Annotated in this window: 20 protein-coding genes and 1 tRNA gene; 17 read left to right on the forward strand and 4 right to left on the reverse strand. The window is 66.7% G+C overall.

The genetic code is table 11. From position 1 onward, the window contains the following. Positions 1-159 precede the first annotated feature (159 nt). Positions 160-236 (reverse strand) — tRNA-Asp (locus AC6IY7_RS06875). A gap of 310 nt (positions 237-546) precedes the next feature. Here AC6IY7_RS06875 and cydP point away from each other — a divergent pair. The 12 genes from cydP (at position 547) to AC6IY7_RS06935 (ending at position 9,473) form a co-directional block, all read left to right on the forward strand. Next, positions 547-717, forward strand: coding sequence for a cytochrome oxidase putative small subunit CydP (gene cydP / locus AC6IY7_RS06880; RefSeq protein ID WP_497782325.1), 171 nt, complete (start codon positions 547-549; stop codon positions 715-717). A 21-nt stretch (positions 718-738) separates the two neighbouring features. Next, positions 739-2,301 (forward strand): cytochrome ubiquinol oxidase subunit I, encoded by a 1,563-nt coding sequence (locus tag AC6IY7_RS06885; protein ID WP_497782796.1) that lies wholly within the window; start codon positions 739-741, stop codon positions 2,299-2,301. Positions 2,302-2,500: 199 nt separating this feature from the next. Then, entirely contained in the window at positions 2,501-3,640 is a 1,140-nt protein-coding gene (gene cydB, locus AC6IY7_RS06890; RefSeq protein WP_497782326.1) for a cytochrome d ubiquinol oxidase subunit II, read from the forward strand. Between the two features lie 54 nt (positions 3,641-3,694). Next, positions 3,695-3,796, forward strand: coding sequence for a cytochrome bd-I oxidase subunit CydX (gene cydX, locus AC6IY7_RS06895; RefSeq protein WP_196407791.1), 102 nt, complete (start codon positions 3,695-3,697; stop codon positions 3,794-3,796). Positions 3,797-3,994: 198 nt separating this feature from the next. Beyond that, entirely contained in the window at positions 3,995-4,363 is a 369-nt protein-coding gene (rpsM, locus tag AC6IY7_RS06900; RefSeq protein ID WP_497782327.1) for a 30S ribosomal protein S13, read from the forward strand. Between the two features lie 126 nt (positions 4,364-4,489). Continuing rightward, positions 4,490-4,879: a 30S ribosomal protein S11 gene (gene rpsK / locus AC6IY7_RS06905; RefSeq protein WP_018267194.1), complete on the forward strand. Its 390-nt coding sequence runs from the start codon at positions 4,490-4,492 to the stop codon at positions 4,877-4,879. 87 nt (positions 4,880-4,966) lie between these two features. Next, positions 4,967-5,986, forward strand: coding sequence for a DNA-directed RNA polymerase subunit alpha (locus AC6IY7_RS06910; RefSeq protein WP_196407793.1), 1,020 nt, complete (start codon positions 4,967-4,969; stop codon positions 5,984-5,986). 118 nt (positions 5,987-6,104) lie between these two features. Continuing rightward, a complete protein-coding gene (gene rplQ / locus AC6IY7_RS06915) occupies positions 6,105-6,518 on the forward strand; it encodes a 50S ribosomal protein L17 (RefSeq protein WP_497782328.1) in 414 nt (137 codons plus the stop codon). Between the two features lie 4 nt (positions 6,519-6,522). After that, complete coding sequence (locus tag AC6IY7_RS06920) at positions 6,523-6,936, forward strand: DUF4260 domain-containing protein (protein ID WP_497782329.1); 414 nt, start codon at positions 6,523-6,525, stop codon at positions 6,934-6,936. Beyond that, positions 6,933-7,610: a polyamine aminopropyltransferase gene (locus AC6IY7_RS06925; protein WP_497782330.1), complete on the forward strand. Its 678-nt coding sequence runs from the start codon at positions 6,933-6,935 to the stop codon at positions 7,608-7,610. Before AC6IY7_RS06920 ends, AC6IY7_RS06925 begins: the two co-directional genes overlap by 4 nt. 92 nt (positions 7,611-7,702) lie before the next feature. After that, on the forward strand, positions 7,703-9,139 hold the full coding sequence (locus AC6IY7_RS06930) for a Do family serine endopeptidase (RefSeq protein WP_497782331.1): 1,437 nt from the start codon (positions 7,703-7,705) through the stop codon (positions 9,137-9,139). 7 nt (positions 9,140-9,146) lie between these two features. After that, a complete protein-coding gene (locus AC6IY7_RS06935; RefSeq protein WP_497782332.1) occupies positions 9,147-9,473 on the forward strand; it encodes a hypothetical protein in 327 nt (108 codons plus the stop codon). A 12-nt stretch (positions 9,474-9,485) separates the two neighbouring features. Here AC6IY7_RS06935 and AC6IY7_RS06940 read toward each other — a convergent pair whose 3' ends face one another. Beyond that, positions 9,486-9,872: a hypothetical protein gene (locus AC6IY7_RS06940; RefSeq protein WP_497782333.1), complete on the reverse strand. Its 387-nt coding sequence runs from the start codon at positions 9,870-9,872 to the stop codon at positions 9,486-9,488. A 296-nt stretch (positions 9,873-10,168) separates the two neighbouring features. Here AC6IY7_RS06940 and AC6IY7_RS06945 point away from each other — a divergent pair, with 296 nt between their 5' ends. Together AC6IY7_RS06945 and AC6IY7_RS06950 are read left to right on the forward strand one after the other, a co-directional pair. After that, complete coding sequence (locus AC6IY7_RS06945) at positions 10,169-10,465, forward strand: hypothetical protein (protein ID WP_497782334.1); 297 nt, start codon at positions 10,169-10,171, stop codon at positions 10,463-10,465. A 112-nt stretch (positions 10,466-10,577) separates the two neighbouring features. After that, on the forward strand, positions 10,578-10,841 hold the full coding sequence (locus tag AC6IY7_RS06950; RefSeq protein WP_497782335.1) for a hypothetical protein: 264 nt from the start codon (positions 10,578-10,580) through the stop codon (positions 10,839-10,841). Positions 10,842-10,851: 10 nt separating this feature from the next. Here the strand turns inward: AC6IY7_RS06950 and AC6IY7_RS06955 are convergent, their stop codons facing one another. Next, on the reverse strand, positions 10,852-11,538 hold the full coding sequence (locus AC6IY7_RS06955) for a response regulator (protein WP_497782336.1): 687 nt from the start codon (positions 11,536-11,538) through the stop codon (positions 10,852-10,854). Between the two features lie 123 nt (positions 11,539-11,661). On the opposite strand from AC6IY7_RS06955, the gene AC6IY7_RS06960 reads away from it, so the two are divergent. Genes AC6IY7_RS06960 through AC6IY7_RS06970 form a run of 3 tightly spaced genes read left to right on the forward strand, consistent with a single transcriptional unit; the run spans position 11,662 to position 14,093 of the window. Further along, the gene (locus tag AC6IY7_RS06960) at positions 11,662-12,306 is read left to right on the forward strand and encodes a thiamine phosphate synthase (protein ID WP_497782337.1); all 645 of its coding nucleotides are present in this window, start codon (positions 11,662-11,664) and stop codon (positions 12,304-12,306) included. Continuing rightward, positions 12,303-13,220, forward strand: coding sequence for a tetratricopeptide repeat protein (locus tag AC6IY7_RS06965; RefSeq protein ID WP_497782338.1), 918 nt, complete (start codon positions 12,303-12,305; stop codon positions 13,218-13,220). Before AC6IY7_RS06960 ends, AC6IY7_RS06965 begins: the two co-directional genes overlap by 4 nt. Before the next feature lie 6 nt (positions 13,221-13,226). Next, positions 13,227-14,093, forward strand: a complete 867-nt coding sequence (locus AC6IY7_RS06970) for an alpha/beta hydrolase (RefSeq protein WP_497782339.1) — start codon at positions 13,227-13,229, stop codon at positions 14,091-14,093. Between the two features lie 41 nt (positions 14,094-14,134). On the opposite strand, the gene AC6IY7_RS06975 is transcribed toward AC6IY7_RS06970, so the two are convergent. Continuing rightward, positions 14,135-15,250 carry a M48 family metallopeptidase gene (locus AC6IY7_RS06975; RefSeq protein WP_497782340.1) on the reverse strand — a complete coding sequence of 372 codons (1,116 nt, stop codon included), beginning with the start codon at positions 15,248-15,250 and terminating at the stop codon, positions 14,135-14,137. Position 15,251 lies beyond the last annotated feature (1 nt).

The raw sequence follows: 15,251 nt of genomic DNA on the forward strand, positions 1-15,251 counted from the left end.
CAATATGGCGTGGCTCCGCTTTCGCGTCCAGTCATGCGCGCCGACGACGCCGTCCGCGGGAACGGGCGCAAGTGGAACGAAATCGTGAATTTCAGACCAGCAGCCGGACGCAGTCCTCTGAAAACGAGGCGTCAAAGCGATGCAAACGACTGATTTATCTGGCGAGAGAGACGGGGCTCGAACCCGCGACCTCCGGCGTGACAGGCCGGCGCTCTAACCAACTGAGCTACTCCCCCGCAAGCACTGCGCAACGCATCGCGCTAGCGAGAGGCGCCGAATAAGGCACACGCCGGCCAAAGTCAAGAAACTTGGCTAGAGACTCGGCCGAGGCCCCGCTCCCCGCGGTTTCCCGCCCGCCGGCCGCGGCGACAAAACCGCGCAGCGGCCATTCGAGCCTTTCGAATCGGCCCCGCTCTGTGCTCCATATAGCGTGACCGGGGCCTTCGGCGATCACGTACGGGCCGTCAGGACTTTCTCGGTCATGAAGCCGAAGCCGTTAGGGGCTAGTGTCCCCGCAGGCCCGGCGCTTCGGGCGGGGGGACGCTCATGTCGGCCATTCCGGCGACGCATCGGCTCTGGCGAGAGATCGCCGCTATCCTCGCTCTCAAGACCGCGGCCCTCGCCCTGCTCTACTTCCTGTGCTTCGACGCCTCCAAGCGGCCGCAGATCTCGCCGGCCGCCGTCGCGGAAAAGCTGTTTGCGCGGGACCGGGGCTGATTCCTCTTTCAGGAGCGCATGATGTTCGAGCTCGACGTGGTGACGCTTTCAAGACTGCAATTCGCGTTGACCGCCCTCTATCACTTCCTCTTCGTGCCGTTGACGCTCGGCCTGTCGCTCATCCTCGCCATAATGGAGAGCGTCTTCGTGATGACTGGCCGCACCATCTGGCGCGATGCGGTCAAATTCTGGGGCGTGCTGTTCGGCATTAATTTCGCGATGGGCGTCGCCACCGGCATCACCATGGAGTTCCAGTTCGGAACCAACTGGTCCTACTACTCCCATTATGTCGGCGATATTTTCGGCGCGCCGCTGGCGATCGAAGGGCTGATGGCCTTCTTCCTCGAGGCCTCTTTCGTCGGCCTGTTCTTCTTCGGCTGGAACCGGCTGAGCAAGGTGGCGCATCTCGCCGTCACCTGGCTCGTCGCGCTCGGCGCCAATTTCTCGGCGCTGTGGATTCTCATCGCCAACAGCTGGATGCTCAATCCGGTCGGGGCGCAGTTCAATCCGCAGACCTTGCGCATGGAGCTCACCTCCTTCACGGAAGTGTTCTTCAACCCCGTCGCGCAGTCGAAATTCGTGCACACCGTCAGCGCCGGCTATGTGACCGGCGCGATGTTCGTGCTCTCCATCTCGGCCTATTATCTGCTCTTTGACCGCCAGCATCGCGAGATCGCACGGCGCTCCGCCAACGTGGCGGCGAGCTTCGGCCTCGCCTCGGCGCTCTCCGTCGTCGTGCTCGGCGACGAGAGCGGCTATACGGCGAGCTTCAACCAGAAAATGAAGATCGCGGCGATCGAGGCCATGTGGGAGACGGAGCCGCCGCCGGCCTCCTTCACCATATTCGGAATTCCGGACGTGAAGGAGCAGACGACGCATTTGAAGCTCGAGGCGCCTTACCTCCTCGGCCTCATCGCGACGCGCTCGCTGGATACGCCGGTGGAGGGCATAAAATCGCTCGTCGCCAAATCGGAGACGCGCATCCGCGCCGGAATGCCGGCCTATGAATGGCTCGCCGCGCGTCCCGACGGGCCGAGCGCGCCCATCCCCGCCGAGCTCGAGCCGGCCTTCAAGGACCTCGGCCATTCGCTGCTGCTGAAGCAGATCCGGCCCGACATAGAGAACGCCACCGACGCGCAGGTCCATGAGGCGGCGCTCACCACCATCCCCAATGTGCCGGTGCTGTTCTGGTCGTTCCGCATCATGGTGGCGCTGGGCTTTTATTTCATCTTCCTGTTCGCCGCGGCCTTCTTGGTGGCGAGCCGCCGGCGCCTGAGACAAAATCCCTGGCTGCTGAAGCTCGCCTTCTACAGCCTGCCGCTGCCGTGGATCGCCGCCGAGCTCGGCTGGATCGTCGCCGAATATGGCCGCCAGCCCTGGATCATCGACAGCGTGCTGCCGACCTTCCTCGGCGCCTCCAATGTGCCGGCCTATAATGTTCTGCTCAGTCTCGGCGGCTTCGTGCTGTTCTACACCGCGCTGGCGATCGTCGAAGTGTGGCTCATGCTCAAATATATCCGGCTCGGCCCGACGATCGAAAGCTTCCCGCAAGATGCGCCGGAGCGGCCCTTCCTCGTCGCGTGACGCGTCTGGCCCCCTCCCCGACCCTCCCCCGCTTCGCGGGAGAGGGAGCAGTTCGGCGCTTCATCGAAGCTTCGCGAAACGTCGCCGCCCCCCTCTCCCGCGTCGCGGGGGAGGGTCGGGGAGGGGGCCTTCGAGCGGGGATGGTCGGCGCCGGCTTCCCATCGTCCCGGCATGAAATCCTCATCGAGGAGATTTCGACATGATCGATTATGGAATCCTGCGGCTGGTCTGGTGGGCCCTGCTCGGAACGCTGCTCATCGGATTTGCGATATTCGACGGCTTCGACCTCGGCGCCGCCGTGCTGCATCCCTTCGTCGCCCGCACCGACGCCGAGCGCCGGCAGACGCTCAACGCCATCGGCCCGGTGTGGGAAGGCAATCAGGTCTGGCTGATCCTCGGCGGCGGCGCGATCTTCGCCGCCTTTCCGGCGCTCTACGCCGTCTCCTTCTCCGGCTTCTATCTGGCGATGTTCCTCGTGCTGCTCGGCCTCATTCTGCGGCCGGTCGCGATCACCTATCGCAGCAAGGTCGAGACGCTCGGCTGGCGGCGCGCCTGGGACTGGATCTTCTTCGTCTCCGGCTTCGTCCCGGCGCTTCTGTTCGGGGTCGCCTTCGGCAATGTGTTGCTCGGCGCCCCCTTCCGCTTCGACGATCAGCTGAACGTCGTCTATGAGGGCAATCTCTTCGGCCTGCTCAGCCCCTTCGCTCTGCTCGCCGGCCTCGTCAGCCTCGCCATGATCACGCTGCAAGGGGCGACATGGCTCGCCGGCAAGACGGAAGGCCCGGTCGCCTTTCACGCCAAGCTCGCCGGCTGGCTCGCGGCGATCGTGCTGCTGGCCGCCTTCACCTATGCCGGCTATTGGGGATCGGAGAATATCGACGGCTATGTGCTGACCAGCGCGGTCGATCCCGCCGGCCCGTCCAATCCACTCGGCAAGACCGTCGCGCATGAGGCGGGCGCCTGGCGGGCCGCCTATGAGGCCCGGCCGTGGACGCTGGCCGCGCCCGCCGCCGCCTATTTCGGCGTGCTGGTCGCCGTGCTGGCCCTCGCCCTCTCGGCGCCGCTCGTCGCTTTCATCGGCTCCAGCCTGGCGACGGCCGGGGTCGTCGCCACGGCGGGCTTCACGCTGTTTCCCTTCCTGCTCCCCTCCTCGCTCGACCCCAACCACAGCCTCACCCTATGGGACGCTTCCTCGAGCCAGCGCACATTGACGCTGATGCTGGCGGTGGTCATCGTCTTCCTGCCCATCGTGCTCGCCTATACGGCCTGGATCTATCACGCGCTGCGCGGGCCGGTGACGGAGACGGGCGTCGCCGACAAGGACGAATTTCCCTACTGACCGCAGCTTCCCGTATCGGCACGCAATTTCCCCTATCGCGCAAAGGAGATCGCCATGTGGTATTTTTCCTGGATTCTCGGCGTCGGCCTCGCCTGCGCTTTCGGCGTCATCAACGCCATGTGGCTGGAGCTCGAGGAATATAGCGAGGAAAAGTGATCGACCGCCGGCATGGGCGCCTTGACGGGTCGACGGCTTTCGCCTAGGAACCCCACCTTCACCACTTCGGCAACGCGCTCCGTTCCTCAGCGGGAACGGAGCCGTCGTCGTATAAAAAGCCCGCATGGGCCGGCCTCCACCGGACGCGGGCGCAGACAGCGGCGAACGCCCGTTCGCCCCAAATGGAGAGACGAGAAGATGGCCCGTATCGCCGGCGTCAACATTCCGACCAACAAGCGCGTCGTGATCGCCCTGCAGTATATCCACGGAATCGGAGCGAAGAACGCTCAGGAGATCGTGGAGAAGGTGAACATCCCGCCGGAGCGCCGCGTCGCCCAGCTGACCGACGCCGAAGTGCTGCAGATCCGCGAGACGATCGACCGCGATTATCTGGTCGAAGGCGACCTGCGCCGCGAGGTGGCGATCAACATCAAGCGTCTGATGGACCTCGGCTGCTATCGCGGCCTGCGCCATCGCCGCCAGCTTCCCGTCCGCGGCCAGCGCACGCACACCAACGCCCGCACCCGCAAGGGCAAGGCGAAGCCGATCGCCGGCAAGAAGAAGTAAGCTCCGTCTTACGTGTCGCGAAGCGCTTCGCGACGATCACCTGGGCAGGGAGCGAGGATTGCTTCCGCCCGCATCGAGCCCTAGCGCCCGGCATTACGGGCGCGTTCGAAGGACGAGAAAGAGACCATGGCCAAAGAGACCACCCGCGTTCGCCGTAGGGAGCGCAAGAACATCGTTTCCGGCGTCGCGCATGTGAATTCGACGTTCAACAATACGATGATCACCATTACCGACGCGCAGGGCAACACCGTGTCCTGGTCGTCGGCGGGCACGATGGGCTTCAAGGGCTCGCGCAAATCGACGCCCTACGCCGCGCAGATGGCCGCCGAGGACGCGGCCCGCAAGGCGGGCGAGCATGGCGTGCGCACCCTCGAGGTCGAGGTCTCCGGGCCGGGCTCCGGCCGTGAATCGGCGCTGCGCGCGCTGCAGGCCGCGGGCTTCACCGTAACCTCGATTCGCGACGTGACGCCCATTCCGCACAATGGCTGCCGCCCGCGCAAGCGCCGCCGCGTCTGACGAGACCTATTTCATCGGGACGAATTGCGACGGGGTCTCGCGCCGGGCGCGCGGAACCCGGCCGAGAGCTGAAGGAAAGGCGCCACAGTGAGCATCCAGAAGAACTGGCAGGAACTCATCAAGCCCAGCAAGCTCGAGGTGACGGCGGGCGACGATCCGCGCCGCATCGCCGTCGCCGTGGCTTCGCCGCTCGAGCGCGGCTTCGGCCTGACGCTCGGCAATGCGCTGCGTCGCATCCTGCTCTCCTCCCTGCAGGGCGCGGCGATCACCTCCATCCACATCGACGGCGTGCTGCACGAATTCTCGTCGATCCCCGGCGTGCGTGAGGACGTGACCGACATCGTCCTCAACATCAAGGACATCGCGATCAAATACGCTGGCGAGGGCGTGAAGCGCCTGACGCTGAAGAAGCTGGGTCCGGGGCCCGTCACCGCGGGCGACATCCAGACCTCCGGCGATCTGCAGATCCTCAATCCCGATCTCGTCATCTGCACGCTGGACGAGGGCGCCGAGTTCCGCGTCGAATTCACCATCGCGACCGGCAAGGGCTATGTCCCGGCCGACCGCAACCGCGCCGAGGATGCGCCGATCGGCCTCATCCCGATCGACAGCCTCTATTCGCCGGTCAAGAAGGTGAGCTATCGCGTCGAGAACACCCGCGAGGGCCAGGAGCTCGACAAGGACAAGCTGACGCTGACGATCGAGACCAATGGCGCCATCTCGCCGGAGGATTCGCTCGCCTATGCGGCGCGCATTCTGCAGGACCAGCTCTCGGTCTTCGTGAATTTCGAGGAGCCGCGCCGCGAGGAGGCCGCTCCGTCCATCCCGCAGCTCGCCTTCAACCCGGCGCTGCTGAAGAAGGTGGACGAGCTCGAGCTCTCGGTGCGCTCGGCCAACTGCCTGAAGAACGACAATATCGTCTATATCGGCGATCTGATCCAGAAGTCGGAGGCGGAAATGCTCCGCACGCCGAACTTCGGCCGCAAGTCCTTGAACGAGATCAAGGAAGTGCTGGCGCAAATGGGCCTGCACCTGGGCATGGAAGTGCCCGGCTGGCCGCCGGAGAACATCGACGATCTCGCCAAGAGATTCGAAGAGCATTATTGAGCGAGCGAATAGCGAAATAGCGAGTAGCGAATAGAATTTTCTACTCGCTACTCCCTACTCGCTCATCACGACGGCCGTTCCTTGGCACGGCGGCCGCAGAAAAACGGAGACCGCCACAATGTATCATCGTAACAAGAAGCGCCGCTTCGGCCGCACCCATGAGCATCGCAAGGCGATGTTCGCCAATCTCGCCCAGGCGCTCATCAAGCATGAGCAGATCGTCACCACCCTCCCCAAGGCGAAGGATCTTCGCCCGGTGGTCGAGAAGCTGGTGACGCTCGGCAAGCGCGGCGATCTGCATGCGCGCCGTCAGGCCATCTCCCGCTTGAAGGACGTCGATCTCGTCAGAAAGCTCTTCGACGTGCTCGGCCCGCGCTACAAGGAGCGCAACGGCGGCTACACGCGCGTGCTGAAGGCGGGCTTCCGCTACGGCGACAACGCCCCGCTCGCCGTCATCGAATTCGTCGACCGCGACGTGGACGCCAAGGGCCAGGATTCCGGCCCCGTCCAGACTCAGGAAGAGGCGGCGTAAGCCGATGCTCTCCAGCCCCGCGAGCGGAAGCGTTCTCGGTTGGCCGAAAATTCTATTGAGGCTCGAGGGGGCGGCGCTGATGGCGGCCGCCCTTTTCGCTTATTTCGGCCTCGGCGCGGATTGGCGCCTTCTCGCCTGGCTGTTCCTTTTTCCCGATCTGTCGATGGCCTTCTATCTCGCCGGCCCGCGCATCGGCGCCATCGCCTATAATACCGCCCATACGACGATCATCCCCTTCGCCGTGCTCGGCGCCGGCGTCTATCTCGGCCAGGGGCTGATGATCTCCATCGCGCTCATCCATCTTTCGCATATCGGCCTCGACCGAATGCTCGGCTTCGGCCTGAAATATGGAACCGCCTTCGGCGACACTCACCTCGGCCGCGTCGGGCGTCCGCCGGCGTCGGACGCGGCGAAATGATCCTCGAGCCCTGGGACGAGCTCGCCCGCGCGCGCACCGCGGCGGGCGACGAGCTGCTGCTGCGCCAGCGCGGCGGAATCTTCGAGATCCGCTGCAACGGCTATGATCTCATGTCCAACCGCGCCCATCGCTCCGAGGAGGCGCTGGCGCGGCTCGCGCTCGAGGAGACCCGCCCCGAAGCGCCGCGCATTCTGATCGGCGGACTCGGCATGGGCTTCACGCTGCGCGCCGCGCTCGACGCCGCGCCGAAGGACGCGCGCATCACCGTGGCCGAGCTGCTTCCCGAGATCATCGCCTGGAACCGCGGTCCGCTGGCGCCGCTCGCCGGCCGCCCGCTCGAGGACGTCCGCGTCGCGCTGCGCCAAGCCGATGTCGCCGCTGTGATGGAGGCCGCCGAGGGCGCCTATGACGCCATCCTCCTCGACATCGACAATGGGCCGGAGGCGGTGCTCTGCGACATCAACTCGGCGCTGTTCTCGGCGCGCGGCCTGCGCAAGATGCGGCGCGCGCTCGCCGCCGCGGGCGTGCTCGCGGTCTGGTCGGCCGATCCCTCGCCGCGCTTCGAGGAACGTCTCGAGGAGACTCGCTTCTCCTTCCGGGCGAGCGAGGTCGCCGCGCGCGGCGGCGCCGGCGATCCGCGCCACACCATCTATCTGGCCCGAGCGCGGGATTGAACGGCCACCCCTACGCGCCCATGCGAATTCCACGAGTCTGACGCTTTTCGGGCTAATATGCCCAAACGAATCTCACCTCCAGAGGACGAGCGATGCTTTTTCTTCGGCGCCAATTCATTGCGGCTCTCACCCTTCTCGCGCTCGTCGCCGCCGCGGCGCCCGCCGCGCGCGCGCAGGTCGCGCTGGCGCCCCAGGCGGAGCGCGCGCTGCCGCAATCGCGCGCCGATGTCGTCTTGTCCTTCGCGCCCATTGTCAAAAAGGCGGCGCCCGCCGTGGTGAATGTCTTTGCGACGCGCGTCGAGCAGCGGCCCGCCAATCCCTTTTTCGACGATCCGATCTTCCGCCGCTTCTTCGGCGAGGGCGGCGGCGGCCCGCGCGGGCCGACCGCGCAATCGCTCGGCTCCGGCGTCATCGTGGACGCCTCGGGCCTCGTCGTCACCAATAATCACGTCATCGAGGGCATGACCGACGTGAAGGTCTCCCTTTCCGACAAGCGCGAGATACCGGCGAAAATCCTGCTGCGCGACCCGCGCACCGATCTCGCCGTTCTGAAGCTGACCGAGACCGCCAATTATCCGACGATGGAGCTCGGCGATTCGGATGCGCTCGAGGTCGGCGATCTCGCGCTCGCCATCGGCAATCCCTTCGGCGTCGGCCAGACGGTGACGCAGGGCATCGTCTCGGCGCTGGCGCGCACGCAGGTCGGCATTTCCGATTACGGCTTCTTCATCCAGACCGACGCCTCCATCAATCCCGGCAATTCCGGCGGGCCGCTGGTGGATATGAGCGGGCGCGTCGTCGGCATCAACTCGGCGATCTTCTCCAAATCCGGCGGCTCGGTCGGCATCGGCTTCGCGATCCCCGTCAATATGGTCAAGATCGTCGTGGCGGCGGCCAAGGGCGGCGGCAAGCAAGTCAAGCGCCCCTGGCTGGGGGCGACGCTGCAGAATCTCTCCAAGGAGATTTCCGACGGCCTGGGGCTGGAGCGCCCGGCCGGCGCGCTGATCGCCGATCTCTATCCCAAGGGCCCGGCGCTCGACGCCGGCTTGAAGCGCGGCGACGTCATCGTCTCCGTCGACGGCCAATCTGCCGATGATCCGGAGGCGGTCGGCTATCGCCTCGCCACCAAGCCGCTCGGCGGGCAGGCGACGCTGGGCGTGCTGCGCTCCGGCAAGACCATCGCCGTGCCTCTGAAGCTCGCGGCCGCTCCAGAGATTCCCGCGCGCGATGCGGTCAAGGTGAAGGGCCCCTCGCCTTTCGCCGGCGCGACCGTCGTCAACATCTCGCCCGCCGTGCTCGAGGAATTCTCCGTGCAGGGCGCGGCCAATGGCGTCGTCGTGGCGGAGATCGACCCGCAATCGGTCGCCGCGCAGCTGAACCTACAGAAAGGCGATGTGATTCTGGTGATCAATGACGAGAAGATCGCCACGACGCGCGACCTCGAGCGGGCGACGATCAACCGCCATTATTATTGGAAGATCACGCTCGCCCGCGAGGGGCAGGTGATCACCACGGTGGTCGGCGGCTGACGAGAGCATGGACCGTATCGAATATCGGTTGGAGCTCTGCGACATATCGGGCGAGCATCGTCCGGTCGCGATCTTCCATGCGGCGAGCCCCTTTCCGACCGTCTCGGTCGGAGAGCGCTTCGACGACGAAGGCTGGCCGCGCCTCGACCCGAACGATCCTTCGGGCTCGGCCGAGGCCCCCCGGCGATATACGGTGCATTCCATCAAACATGTCGTCATTCAGGGCGATGGCGCTATCATCGCCCGGTATTGTCTCAATCTCGCGCCTTTCGACGGCGATCGCTCGCCGGTCTGGGGCGCAGGCGATCCGATCCCGCCGTCCGACAGCCGCTGATTTTTCTGACGCTCAGAGGCAGGGATTCATGACCGGCTCGCGCGGGACGGCGAGCAACTTTTTCACCGATTCGCGCAACGCCTGCGGCGCGACGCCGCGCAAATGCTCGAGATCGCGGTTTTCGCAGATCGTCCGATCGCCGGATTTGCGCCTCGCATCCGATTCCGCGACGCGGCGCTTGAAAGCTTCGAGCGCCGCGCGCGTCGGATGGAGCGAGGAATTGGCGAGAACGAAGTCGTCGATCGCGACAATCGCTTCGTCGATCGCGTCATCCGCCGGGCTCCGGGCCACGCCGCAGGACCTCATATAATTCTGGACCGAAAGATAGATCGACCAAGCGCAGAGCACGGCTCCCGCGCCGCTGCGGTCCGCTTCGAACTGACGCGGGCCGAGAACCATGATCTCCTCTCCGGCCGCAGATGTGGCCGGCGCCGACAAAGCGACGCAAATCGCTAAGATTTTCGCGCATTTCATCTTTGAACAACGAGCCCGTCATCGAAAAGAACGATGAAAGGGAAGCAGCCGGCGATCGCCAAGTCAATATCGCCGCCTTCGCGCCAGGGCTCCGAGTGGCCGAGGTCGAAATCACCTCCTTCGCGGCCCTGTGCGCCTAAGCACAAACACGTGGGCGCCGCTCCCTTAGAAACAGCATCGTTGGCCGGGCATGAAGCCCGGACGCTGGGGGAGTAGAGACAATGACTTTCGCCGTTACCGAATTCGCTTCGCGCCCTGTCCAGACCGCCGCCGCCATGCGCATGGCGTTCGTCCTTCTCGGAGCGACCGTCGCGCTCGCCGGCGCCAAGGCCTTCATGGCGCAGAGCGTCGCCGCCCCACTCGCCCCGACCGAGGCTGTCGCCGCCATCGCCGAGCCCGCGACTTTCGCCGGCGCCGAAGCCACGCAGAGCGTCTGCCGCCGCGTCAACGTCGAGATCGACGAGGGTTATGGCGTGCGCGGCCAGGTCACCCGCTGGGTCTGCCGCAAAGCCTATTGATCGGCCGGCTCCCTCTGTGCCCCCGCGCACAAACAGGGGCGCGCCGCTCCCTTAAGACTCGCATCATTCGCAGGGCGCCGCCCGCGACACGAGCTTTTAAAGGAAGAGACCAATGACCTTCGCCGTTTCCGAATTCGCTTCGCGCCCCGTCGAGACCGCCTCCGCGATCAAAATCGCTTTCGTCATTCTGGGCGCGACCGTCGCTCTGGCGGGCGGCAAGGCGCTTCTTTCACGCAGCGCCGCGCCTGTCGCCGAGTCGGCCGTTTTCGCCGTCGCCGAGCACGCCGAGGGCCGCTGCCGCTTCGTCCCGGTCGAGTCGAGCGAGGGTCTCGCGACCGGACAGGCGATCCGAATCGTCTGCCGCAAGGCGCGCTGAACGCGCGCCGTCACAGCCTCACGAAACGATAGCCGACCCCCGGCTCCGTCAGAATGATCGCGGGCGCCGCGGCGTCCTCCTCGATCTTGGCGCGCAGCTGGCCGATGAAGACCCGCAAATATTGCGTGTCCTCGCCATGCGCCGGCCCCCAGACCGCCGTCAGAATCTGGCGATGGGTGAGCAGGCGGTCCGCGTGACGCGCGAGCGTCGCCAGCAGCTCATATTCCTTGGGCGTCAGCTTCACGGCCACGCCGTTCTTGGTCACCAGCCGCCGCGAAAGATCGACGCGCAATCCGCCGCTCTCGATCTCGCCCGTCTCGGCCGCGCCTTTCGCCCCATGGCGCAGCGCCGCCCGCAGCCGCGCCAATAATTCGCCGATCGAAAAGGGTTTTTCCACATAGTCGTCGGCGCCGGCGTCGAGCGCGGCGATCTTCTCGGCCTCGCGATCGCGCGCCGAAAGAATCAGGATCGGCGCCTGCGAGAAGGCCCGCGCCTGGCGGAGAACCTCCTTGCCGTCCATATCCGGCAGGCCGAGATCGAGCAGGACCGCATCCGGCGCTCTTGCGGCGATCGCCTTCAGCGCCTCGCGCCCGGTCGCGGCCTCGAGCGTCTCATAGCCGCTCGCCGCCAGCGCCGGCCGCAGCACGCGCAGCATTTGCGGCTCGTCGTCGACGATCAATATGCGAGGGCCGCTCATGCCGTTCCGCCGCTCATGCCGTTCCTACCTGCGCAGTCGCATAATCCGCTTCGCGGCGCCATACAACGGCGCGGATTCGCGCCGAATTGAATCGGCCGCCGCCGAATCGTAGAAGAAGAGCCCATGTCGGAAGATCTGCCCGAAGATTTCGCCCGCCTCTACCTCGCGACGCCGCGCCTCGCCGAGGTCGAGCCCTTTCTGCTGCGCCTCGCGGCCGCGCTCGCAGCCGCCGAGGTCGCCAGCCTGCTGCTGCGCCTCGAGACTATGCCGCCGCCGGTGGCCGAGCGCGCCATCCGCGCCGTCGCCGGCATAGCCCAGCCCGCCGGCGTCGCTCTGCTGATCGAGGGCGAGCCGGAGTTCGTGTCGCGTTGCGGCGCAGACGGGCTGCATCTTGCCTTCGACGACAAACGTCTCGCCGCGGCGATAAAGCGGCTTTCGCCGGATTTCATCGTCGGCGTCGGCGGCCTCGCCACGCGGGACGAGGCGATGCGCGCCGGCGAGGCGGGCGCGGATTATCTCCTCTTCGGCGATATCGGCGAAGAGGGCGAGCCGCTTACGCTCGATTGGACCGCGGAGCGCGTCGCCTGGTGGGCGGAGATTTTCAACACGCCCTGCGTCGCCTGGGCGCACAGCCTCGCGGAAATCGGCCCGCTCTCGGCGGCGGGCGCCGAATTCGTCCTTCTGGCCGAGGCGGTCTGGGACGATCCGCGCGGCCCCGCCGAAGCCGTTCGCGACGCCGCGCGGCTCGCGGCGGAGGCGGCGCGATGACAACGCGGCTTCGCCTCGCGCTCGCGCTCTGCCTGCTCGCCGGCGCGGCCGTCGCCGCCGAGCCGACGCCGCCGGGGCCCGATCTCGCCTTCGGCGCCTATCAGCGCGGCGATTATGTCGCGGCCAGGGGCGAGGCCGAGAAGCGCCTCGCCGCCAACCCGAAGGACGCCGCCGCTCTGACCTTGATCGGCCGGCTCTATCTCGACGGGCAGGGCGTCGCGCCCGACCGGGCCAAGGCGATGCAATGGTTCCGCCGCGCCGCCGACGCCGGCGGCAGGGACGCGGCCTATTTCTTCGGCGCAGCGGCGCTCACCGGCCGCGACACGCTGAAGGATCATGCGCTCGCCCGCGCCTATCTCGAGAAGGCGCAGGACCATCCGGCGGCGCTCGAGCTGCTCGGCGAGATCGCGCTCGAGAATGACGGCAAGGAGCCCGATTTCGCCCGCGCCATCGCCTATTTCCGCCGCGCCGCGCTGCTCGACGATTCCGACGCCGCCTATGCGCTGGCGCTGCTCTACAAGAATGGGCGCGGCGTTGCCGCCGATCCGGCCGAGGCGGCGAAATGGCTCCGCAAGGGCTCCGAGGCGGGCCATACGGCGGCCATGGTCGAATTCGCCATTATGGAATTCAACGGCGCCGGCGTCGCCCGCGACCGGACCCATGCGGTGAAGCTGCTGCGGCAGGCGGCCGCGGCCGGCAATGTCGTGGCGCAGAACCGGCTGGCGCGATTGCTGGCCGAAGGGCTCGGCGTCGAGAAGAACCATTCCGAGGCCATGCTCTGGAACAGCCGCGCCAAGGCCTCCGGGCTCTTCGACGACAAGCTCGACGCGCTGCTGGAAGCGACGATCCCGCCGGCGGAAAAGACCGCAGCTGAAAAGCCCGCGACGCCCCCTCCTCCAGCGGCTGCGAAATAGGGCGCCATGGCGAGCCTTTCGGCGCGTCTTGCGCGCGCCTATCTGCGCCGCTATTTGCGCCCGCGCGTCAACGGCGAGGCGGGCGGCGAGGCGGCGGCGCAGGCGCTGAATCTGCGCTGGCCCTGGCCGCCGGCCGGCGCCGCCGAGGCCGACCCCGAAATTCCCGGCGAGTGGATCCGGGCGCGATCGGCCGAGGCGACGCTGCTCTATCTGCATGGCGGGGCCTTCATGGCCGGCGCGCCGCGCCTCTACCGATCGACCGCGCGCTATTTCGCAAAGGCCGGCTTCGACGTTTTCACCCCCACCTATCGGCTGGCGCAGGAACACCGATTTCCCGCCGCGCTCGACGATGTGGCGGCCGCCTATGAAGGTCTCGCCGCGCGCGGCCCGCTGGTGATCGCCGGAGATTCGGCCGGCGGCGGCCTCGCCTTGTCGCTGATGCTGCGGCTGCGCGCGCGCGGCCTGCCGCTCCCGCGCGCCGCGGCGCTGTTCTCGCCCTGGACCGATCTTTCCGCCGGCGGCGCCTCGGCGCGCGCCAATGAGGGGAAGGACCCGATCTTCACGCGGCGCGCGCTGCGGCTCGCCGCGCGGCAATATCTCGGCGAGGCGAGCGTCCGAGACAAGGACGCCTCGCCGCTGTTCGACGATCTCTCCGGCCTGCCGCCGCTTCTCATCCATGTGGGCGAGGACGAGCTGCTGCTCGACGATTCGCGCCGCCTCGCCGAGCGCGCCACGGCGGCGGGAACACCCGTCGAATTGACGATTTTCCCGGTCGTGCCGCATGGCTGGCAATTGGGCGCCGCCTTCATGCCCGAGGCGCGCCGATCACTGCGGGAGGCGGCCGAGTTTCTGGCCCGCTTCGCGACAGGCTAGCCTTTCCAACCGAAGTGGACGCCGGTTCGAAACAGAGGCCTCTAACCCCAGGGCCCATGCGACGGCGGATCGAGCGGGCTGCGGCCGTCGCTCGGCAGAAAGCCGGGCGCGCCTGGCGGCGGGGCCGGCGCGGCCTCCCACGGTCCATGATCCTCGATCGGCGCCGGCGGCGGCTCCAGCTTCGGCATGTCGCGGCCGCCCGCATAGCGCACCAGCGCCGCGACGCGATCATCGACGGAAGGATGCGTCGAGAATAGAGCGCGCGCCTTGCGCGCCGGGCTCTCGATGAAAAAAGCGCCCATGCGCGAGGGCATGTCGGGAATGATGGCGTTCGCCTCGATCTTGCGCAGCGCCGAGATCATCGCATCCGGATTTTTGGTGAGCTCCACCGAGCCGGCGTCGGCGAGAAATTCGCGCGAGCGCGAGATGGCGAAGCGGATCAGCACAGAGAGCCCCCAGCTCAATGCGATGATCGCCAGAGCGATGACGATGGCGATTCCCGCGCCGCTCGCCCCGCCGCGATCGCGCCCCTCCTCGGTCGCGCGCTTGGGCGAAAAGCGGAAGCCCCAATTGCGGAAGACGAGATCGCCGACGAAAGCGAATATCCCCGCGAAAATGGCGGCGACCACCATGAGCTGAACGTCGCGATTGCGAATATGGGTCAGCTCATGGCCGAGCACGGCCTCGATCTCGACATCGTCCAGCGTCTCCATTAGGCCGCGCGTGACGGTGACGGCGTAATGGGCCTCCCTCACGCCGGAGGCATAGGCGTTGAGCGCGCCATCCTCGATAATCTTCAGCGAGGGCATGGGAATGCCGCGCGAGATGCAGAGATTCTCGAGCAGATTATAGAGGCGCGGGGCGTCCTCGCGCGCGACATCGGCGGCGCCGGTGGCGGCGTCGATGAGCTTTTGATGGAAGAAATAGGCGATCACGAACCACAGCCCGGCCGCGGCGAAGGCGATCGGCCAGCCATGCTCGAGATCACGCAGCGCGCGCGCCGTGATCTGCGGCAGCGTTCCATCCTGCGCCGCCTCATAGAGAAGCGCGACAGCGAACATCAGCGCCAGCAGCAGCATGACGAATCCCGCGAGCAGCAGCAGCGAGCGCAGCCGGTTCGCCTGAATATGGGTGTAGAGGCCGTAGGCGTGAAACATG

This window comes from Methylosinus sp. is20ea (assembly GCF_059718135.1).

Excerpts from the sequence above, each read along its gene's own strand:
- rpsM (WP_497782327.1), top strand. The coding sequence starts at position 3,995 with ATGGCCCGTATCGCCGGCGTCAACATTCCGACCAACAAGCGCGTCGTG.
- AC6IY7_RS06885 (WP_497782796.1), top strand. The coding sequence starts at position 739 with ATGTTCGAGCTCGACGTGGTGACGCTTTCAAGACTGCAATTCGCGTTG.
- AC6IY7_RS06955 (WP_497782336.1), bottom strand. The coding sequence starts at position 11,538 with ATGAGCGGCCCTCGCATATTGATCGTCGACGACGAGCCGCAAATGCTG.
- AC6IY7_RS06950 (WP_497782335.1), top strand. The coding sequence starts at position 10,578 with ATGACCTTCGCCGTTTCCGAATTCGCTTCGCGCCCCGTCGAGACCGCC.
- AC6IY7_RS06940 (WP_497782333.1), bottom strand. The coding sequence starts at position 9,872 with ATGGTTCTCGGCCCGCGTCAGTTCGAAGCGGACCGCAGCGGCGCGGGA.
- AC6IY7_RS06945 (WP_497782334.1), top strand. The coding sequence starts at position 10,169 with ATGACTTTCGCCGTTACCGAATTCGCTTCGCGCCCTGTCCAGACCGCC.
- AC6IY7_RS06970 (WP_497782339.1), top strand. The coding sequence starts at position 13,227 with ATGGCGAGCCTTTCGGCGCGTCTTGCGCGCGCCTATCTGCGCCGCTAT.
- cydX (WP_196407791.1), top strand. The coding sequence starts at position 3,695 with ATGTGGTATTTTTCCTGGATTCTCGGCGTCGGCCTCGCCTGCGCTTTC.
- AC6IY7_RS06975 (WP_497782340.1), bottom strand. The coding sequence starts at position 15,250 with ATGTTTCACGCCTACGGCCTCTACACCCATATTCAGGCGAACCGGCTG.
- AC6IY7_RS06920 (WP_497782329.1), top strand. The coding sequence starts at position 6,523 with ATGCTCTCCAGCCCCGCGAGCGGAAGCGTTCTCGGTTGGCCGAAAATT.
- AC6IY7_RS06965 (WP_497782338.1), top strand. The coding sequence starts at position 12,303 with ATGACAACGCGGCTTCGCCTCGCGCTCGCGCTCTGCCTGCTCGCCGGC.
- rplQ (WP_497782328.1), top strand. The coding sequence starts at position 6,105 with ATGTATCATCGTAACAAGAAGCGCCGCTTCGGCCGCACCCATGAGCAT.
- AC6IY7_RS06925 (WP_497782330.1), top strand. The coding sequence starts at position 6,933 with ATGATCCTCGAGCCCTGGGACGAGCTCGCCCGCGCGCGCACCGCGGCG.
- AC6IY7_RS06930 (WP_497782331.1), top strand. The coding sequence starts at position 7,703 with ATGCTTTTTCTTCGGCGCCAATTCATTGCGGCTCTCACCCTTCTCGCG.
- cydB (WP_497782326.1), top strand. The coding sequence starts at position 2,501 with ATGATCGATTATGGAATCCTGCGGCTGGTCTGGTGGGCCCTGCTCGGA.
- AC6IY7_RS06935 (WP_497782332.1), top strand. The coding sequence starts at position 9,147 with ATGGACCGTATCGAATATCGGTTGGAGCTCTGCGACATATCGGGCGAG.
- AC6IY7_RS06960 (WP_497782337.1), top strand. The coding sequence starts at position 11,662 with ATGTCGGAAGATCTGCCCGAAGATTTCGCCCGCCTCTACCTCGCGACG.
- rpsK (WP_018267194.1), top strand. The coding sequence starts at position 4,490 with ATGGCCAAAGAGACCACCCGCGTTCGCCGTAGGGAGCGCAAGAACATC.
- cydP (WP_497782325.1), top strand. The coding sequence starts at position 547 with ATGTCGGCCATTCCGGCGACGCATCGGCTCTGGCGAGAGATCGCCGCT.